This is a genomic window from Negadavirga shengliensis (assembly GCF_042652345.1).
GTDB classification, from domain to species: Bacteria; Bacteroidota; Bacteroidia; order Cytophagales; family Cyclobacteriaceae; genus Negadavirga; species Negadavirga shengliensis.
Map to the genome: position 1 here is coordinate 152,010 of NZ_JBHSJJ010000015.1, position 13,181 is coordinate 165,190.

A 13,181-nucleotide genomic window follows, 5' to 3' on the forward strand; every position below is an offset into this window, starting at 1 on the left:
AACGGTGAATAGGGAAAGAAAACGGGAAGTTTTCGACCGATTCCCTGTTCCCGGTTCCCTATTCCCCACTTCCTGAACACTGCGTGAACGGTGAATAGGGAAAAGAGAACAGGAGTTTTTCGCCCGATTTCCTGTTCCCGGTTCCCTATTCCCCACTTCCTGAACACTGCGTGAACGGTGAATAGGGAAAAGAGAACAGGAGTTTTTCGCCCGATTTCCTGTTCCCGGTTCCCTATTCCCCACTTCCTGAACACTGCGTGAACGGTGAATAGGGAAAGAAAACGGGAAGTTTTCGACCGATTCCCTGTTCCCGGTTCCCTATTCCCCACTTCCTGAACACTGCGTGAACGGTGAATAGGGAAAAGAGAACAGGAGTTTTTCGCCCGATTCCCTGTTTCCTGAATACTCAGTCCACTCCAATCTTTACCCCAATATGGTTTTACTTAGTAACCATTCTACCATTATCGGGCATTGCCAGTCTGATCTGGGGCAACTCCGGCTTTTCCATTCCTTCCCCCAAAAAATAACCGGTATGAGGCGGTTGGTTGTAAGCCACGTTTTGCCAGGCTATGCTCAGTCTGTAATGCGGATTGTGCATCAATGTATAGATGCGGTAGTCTGTTGGGATGGCTGTTGAAAATATTCTCAGCTCCTTGTTATCACTGGTCCGTGCGATCAATTCTTCTCTCCAATCACCCAAAATATCGGCCGACAAGCAGGGATTGGATTTCGTGCCATTGTTTTTCAATAGGTCATAGTCCTGCCCATTAAACAGCCTTATGGAGGTACCGTTTTGATAATCCCATTTGTCAATGTTCACCCCGTCCAGCAGTTCCCTCAGTAAATCCCCGTCCCACCAGATGGCCATGTTGCATGAACTGGGCTTGTGGTCCGAAATGACTTCCCCCTCGACATTCCACAGGCCATTTAAACCCTCTCCCGATGCCCAGCTTTCATGTCCTCTGTACCGGGGGTCTATGTCGATGGAAAGTCCCCTCCCCACATCCTTGGAAGGATAAGACCAAAGAACTTCTCCCGTCAATGCATCCCTTAGATTGGCTGCATGGGGGTGATCCGGGCGTTCATGGATGCCAAATACCTCCATGCCCGGCCGGTTAGGATCTATATTGGAAAGGTGCATGGCATCTCCATGCCCTAATCCGCTACTATAGAGGCCCGAACCGTCATCGTCTACGACCATGGAGCCGAAGACAATTTCATCTTTTCCGTCTCCGTCTATGTCCCCTACGGAAAGGCTATGATAACCCTGACCGGCATATTTCAGGTTTTCGGGATTCCCGTCATGGCTGTCAAAAGTCCATACCTGGCTCAGCTCCCCATCCCTCCAGTTCCAAGCTGCCAACACCGTCCGCGTGTAATAGCCCCTGCTCATGACCAGGCTGGGCCGCTCTCCGTCCAGATAAGCGATACCTGCCAGGAAACGGTCCACCCTGTTGCCATAACCGTCTCCCCAAACTTCTTTTAACTGATCCAGCGAGGGGTCTTGCGTGTCAGGGTGCCTGCCGGGGGCATAATCTGTTGTCGCCAGCGCTTCTCCGGTAGTGCCATGGAATACTGTTAGAAACTCCGGCCCGCCCAAAATGTAGCCATCCTCATTTCTCCAGTCAGCATCGGGGTCCCCGATTACCGTGCCTTTGCCGTCCACGGTACCGTCTGCCGTTTTACACGCGACCTCGGCTATGCCGTCCCCGTCCAGATCATATACCATAAATTGGGTATAGTGAGCTCCTTCGCGGATATTCCTCCCCAGGTTGATTTCCCAAAGAAAATCACCGTCCAAAGTATAGGCGTGTAAGATGGGTTCGTCGGTGATTCCCTTATGGGAATTGTCCTTTCCCACACCCGTCATGTGGACAACGATTTCATACCTGCCATCACCCGTAAGATCCCCGACCGAAGCATCATTGGGGGTATAACCTTCCGGTGTCCTCAGCGGAATGGAAAGATAAGGCTTGTCCCATGCAAGTATGGGAGGAGATTCATCAAGCAGTGTTGTCCCCTCGTAGGCCCGGACAAAATATTGCACCTTCCCGTTTCCTGATCCGCTTTTGTCCAAAAAATTGGTGCTTTGAACCAAAGGGGTTTCACTAAGCTTTACAGGTTTACCCTCGCCCACTACTTTATGTACGTCAAATTTGATTGTTTCCGGATCTGTGCCCAACAACCTCCAACTTACCAACACCCCTTCCCCGGAGGGCACGGCTACTACGCCCCGGCCCAGGTATTCCATCTGCCGCTGGGCGTGGGTATTCCATGAAACCCATGTCGCTAAACACAATATCGCTGATGCTATAAACCATCTTTTCATTTCAATTGGCATTTTGGGTGAGTAAAAAGGCGGCCAAGCGAGGGTCCACTTGCCGCCTTTTGGTTCAACGGTTATCGATTAGATTTAAATTCAATACCCCGGATTCTGGTATTCAGACCTGGCATCCGCACTAAGTGGAACGCCGTTTTCATCAGTAAGCTGAATGAGATAATTAAACGGCCAGGGTCTGAAGGTATGGTGCCTTTGCATCTGGCCTTTGCCGTTTCCGTCCTGTCCGTTGCCTCCTGCGGTGTTGGTAGCCACAGGCCACAATCCTGTCAGATTGGACGCCATCTGATTATGGTGCATCACCCTTTCGTAGAGGATACCTGCATTGTGCAAGTCTTCCCACATGATGCCTTCACCCAAAAACTCCCTGTTTTTTTCATTATAGATAAAATGGATGAACATTTCCTCCTTGGAAGCGACGCTTGGGATATAGCCTTCGCGGTTTGCTTCAGTGGTACCGGGAGTAAAATGGTTTTCCGTCACCATGATTTTGTCATAGGAATCTCCTGCTGCGACAAAGGGGGCTTCCCTTTCGGACGGGTCAAGCTCATCCGCTTCCGGATACCATTCCGCCAACGGTGCCGGGCGGCTTTCACCGCCTTTAAAAGCGGCTCTCTGCCTCAGTACATTGATATCGTCCACAGCAGCGGCATAATTCCCCTTTCTACCATAAGCTTCCGCCCGGATCAGATAAGTTTCCGCCAGTCTCATCAAGATGGCATCACGTGTACCTTGTTCACTGTTGAAGTTGCCCTCGTCATTGCTGCCTCCTCTCATGGGGTCGACGTACTTCTTCACGGAAAGGTAAGGAGCCGTTTGGGTGGCCAGGCCCATATTGGCCCCATTGATAAACAGCCTGTAGTAATAATTACCTGTGGTCGATGACCTGACCCACCTTACCATAAACTGGAACGGCATGCTCATTACCATCATCGAGTCGAGCGCATTTTCCCGATCGTTTTCGAGGTAAATGATGGCCCTTCTTCCTTCAAGTATCCTCCTCTCACCTGCCCTTACTTCAGGTTGGTCGGCGGGTTTATTGGCATTCCACCAAGCGGCGGTCGCTGCTGTCCAGGTAAAAGAAGTGGAGTTCGCTCCCATGTTGCTGATGTATTCATGGCGGAAGGTCTTGGCGTACCTGGAGTCGTGCAGTTTGTCCCTGAAATTGTCGTACCCCCAGTCGGTGGGCTTAAAGGTACCAAAAGGCCTTCCATAAGCCATGGATCTGTCTACTCCGGATTGCTCGGTGTAGTTTCCTACGTGATAGTTGACGGACCTGTTGCCCCCAAACCTTCCATTCAACCCTATATTGGTATCAAATTGGGCTGCCCACAGGACCTCCGAATGTGGACTGGTTTCTGAAATTTGAGGATCGAAGAGGGTCCAGTAGTCTGGGGCGAGACCTCCTACACCATTGATCACCTCTGTGGCAACCTGAATGGCATTATCAAGATCAGTGGCCTCATTTCCCTTATACAACATTCTTAAATGCTCTTCCCCGCTGTTGGCAAACGCCGCTGCCTGCGCCCTGTTGAGGTAAAGTTTTGCCAGAAAATGCCCCGCTGCCCACTTGGTAATCCGGCCCTGTTGACCAGTGGTGGGAAGGTGCTCATAGGCAAAACCCACGTCTGCTATGATTTGGTTATATACCTCCTCCAATGAAGATTTCGGGAAATAATAGATGCCATCATCTTCCCTTCTTGGCGTCAACAACAAAGGAATGTCCCCCAGTTGGTTGGAGACCAAATAAAATGCCCATGATCTCAGGAACAGTATTTCCGCCTTTCTTTGATTGGCAAAAGCCTGGTCTGTCCCAAATACGCCCGGAGCCACGTTTTCCAGTATGTCCAAGGCAATGTTGCAGTTGTTGATATGGGGATAAGCACCCATTGGGGCATAAGAAGCATTGGCACTCCCCAGGTAGTTAAACATGTTGTTATTGGCCACGGTACTCAAGTCGTTTCCATAAATGCCGACTTCCATTCTTGCCCAACTTGCGTTGGCGGTCATATAGGCATCGGTTTCTGCCTGGGTTAACCTGGCGCCGTTTACGTCCCATTCGTGTTTAACCCTTGCATACACATACAGCCCATTGATCAACGATTCAAGGCCGTTTTCGTCATTATAGTAATCCTGGGTCAGGTTGGAAACCTGCCTTTCTTCTAAGAAGTCCTGGCATGAAGTGAAAAGATTAATAAGAGCCAGTGCTGATATCCAAATATATTTTTTCATGATAATTGCCTTTTTGTTGATTAAAAACCTGCTCTTAACGTGATTACGAAACTTTGGGGAAGGATTCTGTTGTTGTTCATACCCCCCAAAGGATCTCCTTGGGCGTTGCGGATTTCCCAAGAAGTGTCATCATCAGGGTTCATCCCCATCCTTACCACATCGCCGCCAAAGAGAAAAGGATTTACCACTTGAAGGTTTACCTGAAGATTCGTCATGGCTGCCCTTTCAATCAGTGTACGGGGGAAATCATAAGCCAGGGAAATGTGTCTTACAGCTACAAAAGAGCCGTCATTAAACTGCATGGCAGAAGCGATATTTTCAACGTTGGCTCCCATGACGGGCAGTGGCCAGCGACCACCGGGATTGTCCCATCCCCAGAAGTCGGTTTCATACCGGCCATTCGGCCAAACTCCACCATAATGGGGGAAGCCCCCCATATAGGTCTGTCCGACCCGCGCATAGGCCATTGAGCTGAAAGTCCAGTTTTTGTACCTCAGGGTGTTCGTGATACCACCCGTCCATCTGGGCTGCCTTGACCCCACTACTACCCTATCATCCCCATCTATCCTGTAATCCCCGTTTTGGTCGGTTATTTTTACCGTCCCGGGATAAAAGTTATGGCCATTTTCATTAAACCTCCTCATCTCTTCCAGGTCTGCTTCTGTGTTCTGCCAAATGCCGTCATGCTGGAAATCAAAAAAGGAATGGATGGGGTGACCGATAAACAGATTGTTGACAATCATGTCTTCCTCTCCATTTACCAACTCCACGATCTCTTCCCGGTTCAATCCGAAATTAAAATCGGTTTGCCAGGTAAAATCCTGCGTTTCCACATTAACGGTAGAAAGTGTCATTTCCAAGCCCCGGTTTCGGGTGCTTCCTATATTCTCGAACTTTTGCACGTATCCCGTTACGGCGGGCAAGGCCCTGGCAAAAATCAGACCTGTAGTGGTCATATCATAGGCTTCAAAGCTGCCCATTACCCGGCCTCGAAGAATGCCGAAATCAAGGCCGGCATTCCACTGGGCCGTTTTTTCCCAACCAAGCTCCGGGTTCTGCGCCAACTGCGGCAGGAAACCAAAGGCCGCCTGGTCTCCAAAAATGTAGGGGTTTCTGCTCAGCGGTCCGGTGGTCGTATAGGGGTTTACGGCGGAATTCCCCGTGACGCCATAACCAAACCGGGGTTTCAATTCATTAAGCCACGACACATCGCTCATAAAAGCCTCCTCCTGCATTTTCCAAGCCAGGGAAAAAGAAGGGAAAAAGTCCCATTTATGTCCCGGAGCCAATACGGATGCACCGTCGTAACGGCCTGAGGCGGTCAGAAGATATTTATCTTTATAAGCATAATTTATCCTGGCCATCCAAGACTGCAAGGTGTTTTCGGTAAAGGAAGTACCATAACTTCGCGGATTGCCCACCGCATTGGAATTCAGATCATACCACAAGCTGGCAGGCACAATCGTATTGATCACACTCATGGCCATTCCTTCATTGCGGGAATATTGTGAAGATTGGAGCAGGGTCACGCCTATATTGTGCACATCTCCAATGTTTTTGTCAATAAAAAGCAGGTTTTCGGCCACCCACCCGAAGTTCTCATTTCTGCTCATGCCGGCTGTATTCGGCTGAATCGTGAGGTGATTGGAAGAATTGGGACCGGTCCAGCTTCCGTTTCTGAAGTTCCGCATCTGCCCACCGAAATTCAGCCGGTATTTTAACCATGGTGTAAATGTAACTTCCGCAAACATATTGGCCATCACTGCCGAGGCGCGCCTTTCGTTCAATGCCTGGTCTATGTCCATGACAGGGTTCCACAGGCTAAGGTTCCCTCCCGGATTTTGGATGAGATTTCCGTCACTGTCTCTCGGAATGGCATAGGGAAATTGATCCACCGCTCTGGAAAACAAATCTTTGGAGCCGGTATTACTGGTATTTGGCCCCATAAATCCGAAGTTTTGTTTGGAAAAAGAACCCATCACGGAAGTGCCCAGTGTCAGCCACTTGGTCGCAGCGATATCACCGTTCAGGTTGACCGTGAATCTTTCAAAATCCTGGTCCTTTTGCACGCCGTTTTGGTTGAAATAACCAAGGGAAATGTACAGTCTGGACACGTCAGTCCCCGCAGAAAGTGAAACCTGATGGATTTGGGTGATGCCGGCCCGGGTCACCTCATCCTGCCAATTGTGGTTTCTCACGTTTTCTGAATTATAAATGGGGACCTGATCCGGCCAGCCCAATGCCCTTTCCTCTGAAGTGGTAGGTCTGTACCTGGGGGTCACGCCGAATTCCTCCCATTCATAACCCATCCAAACACCGTTCCTGGCATAAGTATCCTGGCCCAAGCCCATCACTTGCTGGTCCAGAAAAGGATCAGGATACCAAGGTTGGGCAGGGGTGCTTAAATCCTGGTTTTCCGCATTACCATACAGACGGCCGTTGATCAGGGATTGCCTCCATATGTCCACATATTGCCCTCCGGTCATCCAGTCTGTGAGGTTCTTATAGGAATCCATGGAAAAGGTGGTGTTGTAATCTATTTTTACCTGGCCTTTCTTCCCTTTCTTCGTGGTTACCAAAATAACGCCATTGGCTCCTCTGGAGCCATAGATTGCCGTTGCGGAAGCATCTTTCAGAATTTCCACAGACTCAATGTCGTTGGGATTGATGTCATTGAGGGAAAAGGAATTGACCCCCAGCTGGGAAATCACCGGAATTCCATCGATGACATATAGCGGATCATTGGAGGCGTTGATGGAGCGGTTGCCCCGGATTCTTACCGCGGGAAGCTCCCCTGGTCGCATGTTGGTGCTCACGTGCACCCCGGCAGCGTTCCCCTGGAGGGCTTGGACCACGTTGGTCACGGGCCGTTCCTGGAGTGTCTCCGAACCTACACTCGAAATGGCTCCGGTGAGATCACTCTTTCTCTGGGTACCATATCCTACTACCACCACCTCGTCGAGTGAAGAAACATCTTCCTGCATGGTAAGGTTGATGATACTTTGGTCACCAACCGGAATCCGCTGGGTTTCAAACCCTATAAAAGAAAAAACCAGTGTGGAGCCATCGGGAACGGTTATGGAATAGTTCCCTTCAATATCTGTGGCTGTTCCCAGAGAGGTGCCGGGCACGGAAATGGTCACTCCCGGTATGGGTTCCCCGTTTGGATCCACCACCTTACCGCTTACCGTCACTTCTACCAAGATGGTTTTTTCAGCAGCCCTTCTGGTGGATGGCCTTACACTTATTTTATCATCCACCTGCCTGAAAGACAGCCGGTGCTTAGCTGCCAGCATTAGCAAAATACTTTCCAGAGACTGGTTTTGTACATTGAGATTCACTCCGGAAGAACCATCCAATAAGCGGTCGTCATAGATAAAAGAAAACCGGGTCTGTTTCTTAATTTCTGTAAAGGCCTCCAAAAGTGTAGCTTCTTCCAGGTCCAGGCTTAGAAATACCTCTTTGATATCCAGTGAGCCCTGGGCGTTGGAAGGATCTGCATGAAGCAGATTAAGAAAGAGCAACTGAACCACAAATCCATATAGATAGTATTTTCCTATCATACATAAGGCATGTAATGTTTTTTTCATAAATTAGGTTGTTTTATTGTTAATTAAAGTTGCGATAAGACACTGGCAAATAATCAGAGCGTAGGAAACTTTATTGTTTGCCAGGCTAAGCCAATGATCCGTCATTGGCTTTTTCTTTTTCCTTAGGATTTTTTCATCTATTGTCTTTTTGGTTGAAACTGATTTTTATTTTCTTTTGGTCAATGCTATAACTGAAGCCATAGGCGTAGCCAATGCTTTCCAATATATTGCTGAGGTAGGTGTCATGGAATTCCCCGGAAATATAGAGTTCCTGTCTAGGAAGGTTAATGACTTCTATGTCCACGCCATACCAGCGTTCCAGGGTGATTTTGAAATCGGAAAATGGACTTTTATCAAACAGCAGCGTACCATCCTTCCATAGAAAAGCCTTTTTCAGATTGAAATTCTGTTTAATGATTTTATGGTGGTCATCCAGAATGGCTTCTTCTCCCGGGACCAGGATGATGGCATTGTCGTCATCATTTTCGTCGGCCACTTTAACAATACCTGTTGCCAGCCGGACCTGAATCTTTTCTTTGTCGTAACAATTGACGTTAAAGGACGTTCCCAAAGCCGTGGTGACCACATCTCCACTGAAAACCCTGAAAGGCAAAAGTGAATCGGGAACCACCTCAAAAAAAGATTCCCCCGTTAAAAAAATATCCCTGTTGTGTTGTCCAAAATCGTTTCTGAACCTGATCTCACTTTCCGCGTTTAAAAAAACCGCGCTTCCGTCCGGAAGGTGGATCTTGGACTTTTGCCCCCTGGGGTTCGCCTTGGTGATCCATGATTCCTTTGTCTCAGCATTCCCTTCGTCACTCAATATTCCCAAAGGGGAAAGAGACCAATACAGATACCCGAGAAAGAAAGCCGCCAATAAGGAAATGACTGCCGCCTTTGCCAAGTTCTTTTTTCCGGAACGGTGAACGGGGTAGCTCATGGCGGGCTGCTTGCCTTTATTGGAATCAATCCTCTTCTTTATTTTATCAAAAAGCAGGCTTTGTTTCTTGGTATCCCAATCCTGGCCCTGCCGGTCCAGCTCCAGAAGAACCGATTTGGCCTGCAACAATAATTCCTTCTTTTCTCCATGAGTCTCCATCCAGTCCTGCCAATGAGAAGATCCCGCACTGTCATTTTTTAATACCCAGTCCCGAAAGGATTTTTCATTAAGAAAGTCGTCGATGGTATTGTATTGTCTCATTATTTCGGGATAATTCCCTATCAAGAGTAAAATCCCGGCTCAATCTCACCGCCTGCCGCTTAAAAAAATTAATTTTTATGGTATCTTAAAAAGTTTGTACAAAATATTATAAATAAACTAACAAATAATTATATTTTTTATTTTATTCATAACAAAAACCACGTCAGTTTGTAGTAGCGAGGTATTCTTTCAAAGATTTAATTCCTTTAAATATCAGATTATATAGGGAGGGAATCTGTATTCCCATAAGATCTGAAATTTCGTCGTAGGAAAGTTCCTGGATATACCGGAGATATATCGCTTCTTTTTGCCGGACAGGAAGATGTTCCAGCGCCTGACTGATCCTGTTCCTCGATTCCAGCGTGATTTGGTTCTCTTCCAGAATTTCCTGAAAAGAAGCTTCCCAGGCGATCTTTGAATGATATTCCTCCAGGGATTCGTTTTTGTATGAAAAGTTAACCCTTTTGATTATTTCCCTTCTGAACACCGAAAACAGGTAATACTTGATCGATCTTTGAATAAAAATATTGGCCCGTATTTCCCACATGTTCACGAAAACATCCTGGATCACATCTTCAATCAAATCGGAATCCTGCGTGAATTTGTGCCCGTACTTATACATGTCCCAGGAATAGGTTTTGTATATGTAAGCAAAAGCATCATCGTTTCCGCCAACAATCAGCTTCCATATGTCTACCTCTCCAAGGGAACGGAAATTCATCTGGTCTAAATGGTTATTTGGGGTTGACAGGCAAAGGGATGCCCTTACTACTGCTATATTAGTGAAAAAAAGTCAACAAATACAATTTAAACGGTGGTAAATGCTTTCGGCTTCTTATTTAATTCTCCTGTATTTAGCGCATGGCCCATGGCGAAATTCCGCTACCCGAATTGGGGTTTCGGTAAAATAGTTCCCTAAATTAGTGGGATGAAGCCGTAATTGATCAACAATAAACCCCGCCGAATGAAATGCCCAATAATCAAAACCGCCACCCTGATAGCTTTTTTGCAACTTATGTCCGGCTCCTGTCTCCAGCTTGCAGCCCAGATAGGCACGCGTTTTCCTTCTGAGAAGAAAGTGGTTCAGGATCCTGTGACAGGCGTCCACCTTACGTTTTTAACCAGCACGCCCTCGGGTGATTCAAAAATCTATCCCACGCATCCCCAGTGGACAGCAGATGGCAACTGGCTGGTATTCCGCTCCAACAGGGTAAAAGGCGAAGCCATGGCCGTCAATGAAGAAACCGGGGATATCGTGCAAATCACGGAAGGGGGATATACGGGTATGCTTACTTTGTCCCGCAAGGAGATGCGGCTTTACTTTATGAGGGAGAGGGGAGGGGATAACGGGCTTCAACTGATATCGGTAGACCTGGGAAAATTGTTTGCCGACAGCGAGACCGGAAGGTTACAGGAAAAAACGGCATACGAAAAAATCCACGGTTCCATCCCCGCACACATGGCGAACGGCGGGGACATGGCCCTGGACGCCGATGAAAAAAAGATATACTTCAAGGTCAGCAGGCAGGTAGCCGGGAAACATTTACCAAAAGATGCCGAAATAGAGAAAAGCTTCGGCCCCCGCAATATGGGGGCAGGACCGGGTGGCATCGCCAGCATGGATCTGGGTACAGGCGAAATCAAACATGTGGTCTCGGTACCTTTTCAGGTAGGCCATGTTCAGACCAACCTCTGGGTGCCCGAGGAACTTGTATTTTGCTGGGAAACCGGCGGCAAAGCTCCTCAAAGGACATGGACAGTCAGGGCAGACGGCACGGGACTGAGGCCATTATACCCGGAGGCTGACTATGAGTGGGTAACCCACGAGGCGGTCATTACCAAGGACGAAGTGGCTTTTGCCATTATGGGCCATAGGCCTGTCATTATGCAAGAAGCTTCCGGGGTGGAAATCGGAAATCCGGAAAACCCGGGCCAGGAGGCAGATTGGGGCCCCTCGGGGACCAGGGAGAAACCCACCGGGTTGGCCATTGTCAACCTGAGGACACGGGAAATGAGAATTGAAGGCCAGACGGAAACCGGAAGCGGGCTATGGCATGTCCACGGATCGCCCGACGGAAGATGGGCGGTTGGGGACGACTTTTCGAGAAGCCTGTACCTGATCGACAGGAAAACCAAAGCCATGCGGCTGATCACCGCCGGCCACAAGACCACTGCCGCAGACCATCCCCATCCCACCTTCCATCCGGACGGCAACCGGTTCCAGATACAGTCCGCCATGCTTTCGGACGATGACCGGTCCATGAATATCTGTGTGGTGGAGATACCCGAAGCATGGTATGGGAAGGAATAAATGCATTCCTGTGTCCACCCGTGGCGTCACCGACTTTTACACTTCCAACGACTGAGGGTACAGCGTCCCCGGCTTCAGGTGGGGTGTGGAAAAGACATTTTAACTTTACCCTAATCCGCCATTCATTGGGAAAGTCAGTGTGTGACTGTTGGCAGGCGGGTTGGGTGGCTGCCGGTAAGTAAGGTAGCTGTGGTCTGTAGGATGGATTTTTTGTTTTAGACAGGTTTTTTATCGTTCATGCCTACGGCATTTGGGGGAGGGTGAGGGTTTTCCCTTTCCTGGGGTTGAAACCCAAGGTTACAGGATGTGTCATGCCTACGGCATTTTTTGGGATAGATAGCCTTTCGGTTCCGCCCTGTGGACTGTTGGCAGGCGGGTTGGGTGACTGCCGGTAAGTAAGGTAGCTGTGGTCTGTAGGATGGATTTTTTGTTTTAGACAGGTTTTTTATCGTTCATGCCTACGGCATTTGGGGGAGGGCTAGTCTTTTCCCTTTCCTTGGGTTGAAACCCAAGGTTACAGGATGTACCATGCCTACGGCATTTTTTTGCGATAGATGGCTTTTCGGTTCCGCCCTGTGTGACTGTTGGCAAGCGGGTTGGGTGGCTGCCGGTAAGTAAGGTAGCTGTGGTCTGCAGGATGGATTTTTTGTTTTAGACAGGTTTTTTATCGTTCATGCCTACGGCATTTTTGGGGAGGGTGAGGGTTTTCCCTTTCCTGGGGTTGAAACCCAAGGTTACAGGATGTACCATGCCTACGGCATTTTTTTGCGATAGATGGCTTTTCGGTTCCGCCCTGTGTGACTGTTGGCAAGCGGGTTGGGTGGCTGCCGGTAAGTAAGGTAGCTGTGGTCTGCAGGATGGATTTTTTGTTTTAGACAGGTTTTTTATCGTTCATGCCTACGGCATTTTTGGGGAGGGTGAGGGTTTTCCCTTTCCTGGGGTTGAAACCCAAGGTTACAGGATGTGCCATGCCTACGGCATTTTTTTGCGATAGATGGCTTTTCGGTTCCGCCCTGTGTGACTGTTGGCAAGCGGGTTGGGTGGCTGCCGGTAAGTAAGGTAGCTGTGGTCTGCAGGATGGATTTTTTGTTTTAGACAGGTTTTTTATCGTTCATGCCTACGGCATTTTTGGGGAGGGTGAGGGTTTTCCCTTTCCTGGGGTTGAAACCCAAGGTTACAGGATGTGCCATGCCTACGGCATTTCTGGGAGACCATGCTTACGGCATTTTAGGAGAGGTCTACCGGGATTAAATTAAGTTTCCTGCCTGCGGTCTTATTTGTGTTAGGGATCTCCGCACTGTGTAGAGTCAAGTAAGTATCCACTGACCAAAAAGCTCCGTCAGGAGCGGATGATGTTGTAACCCGGGAATAAATTCCCGGGATCTTAAGTTTGGCTAATTTCTTGTATAGAACAAGCTTGACAGTGAATGAATAGGGTTATTTTTGGCACTTCGCTGTTTATTTTCCATTGCGACGAAGTCGGTGAAATTGATTTTGACAGAATCAGTC

Annotated in this window: 8 protein-coding genes; 2 read left to right on the forward strand and 6 right to left on the reverse strand. The window is 48.6% G+C overall.

Going from position 1 to position 13,181, the window contains the following annotated elements:
* The 6 genes from ACFPFU_RS20770 to ACFPFU_RS20795 form a co-directional block, all read right to left on the reverse strand.
* Nucleotides 1-254, reverse strand: a 254-nt coding sequence (locus ACFPFU_RS20770) for a hypothetical protein (protein WP_377067723.1), incomplete at its 3' end; no start/stop codon positions are given.
* A 185-nt stretch (nucleotides 255-439) separates the two neighbouring features.
* Nucleotides 440-2,329 carry a rhamnogalacturonan lyase gene (locus ACFPFU_RS20775; RefSeq protein WP_377067725.1) on the reverse strand — a complete coding sequence of 630 codons (1,890 nt, stop codon included), beginning with the start codon at nucleotides 2,327-2,329 and terminating at the stop codon, nucleotides 440-442.
* Nucleotides 2,330-2,419: 90 nt separating this feature from the next.
* A complete protein-coding gene (locus ACFPFU_RS20780) occupies nucleotides 2,420-4,570 on the reverse strand; it encodes a RagB/SusD family nutrient uptake outer membrane protein (protein WP_377067727.1) in 2,151 nt (716 codons plus the stop codon).
* 20 nt (nucleotides 4,571-4,590) lie between these two features.
* Nucleotides 4,591-8,160 (reverse strand): TonB-dependent receptor, encoded by a 3,570-nt coding sequence (locus ACFPFU_RS20785; RefSeq protein WP_377067729.1) that lies wholly within the window; start codon nucleotides 8,158-8,160, stop codon nucleotides 4,591-4,593.
* A 133-nt stretch (nucleotides 8,161-8,293) separates the two neighbouring features.
* Nucleotides 8,294-9,361 (reverse strand): FecR family protein, encoded by a 1,068-nt coding sequence (locus ACFPFU_RS20790; protein WP_377067731.1) that lies wholly within the window; start codon nucleotides 9,359-9,361, stop codon nucleotides 8,294-8,296.
* Nucleotides 9,362-9,524: 163 nt separating this feature from the next.
* Nucleotides 9,525-10,082: an RNA polymerase sigma factor gene (locus ACFPFU_RS20795; protein ID WP_377067733.1), complete on the reverse strand. Its 558-nt coding sequence runs from the start codon at nucleotides 10,080-10,082 to the stop codon at nucleotides 9,525-9,527.
* Nucleotides 10,083-10,325: 243 nt separating this feature from the next.
* Here ACFPFU_RS20795 and ACFPFU_RS20800 point away from each other — a divergent pair, with 243 nt between their 5' ends.
* Complete coding sequence (locus ACFPFU_RS20800) at nucleotides 10,326-11,672, forward strand: TolB family protein (protein WP_377067735.1); 1,347 nt, start codon at nucleotides 10,326-10,328, stop codon at nucleotides 11,670-11,672.
* Nucleotides 11,673-12,785: 1,113 nt separating this feature from the next.
* The gene (locus tag ACFPFU_RS20805; protein ID WP_377067737.1) at nucleotides 12,786-12,923 is read left to right on the forward strand and encodes a hypothetical protein; all 138 of its coding nucleotides are present in this window, start codon (nucleotides 12,786-12,788) and stop codon (nucleotides 12,921-12,923) included.
* Nucleotides 12,924-13,181 lie beyond the last annotated feature (258 nt).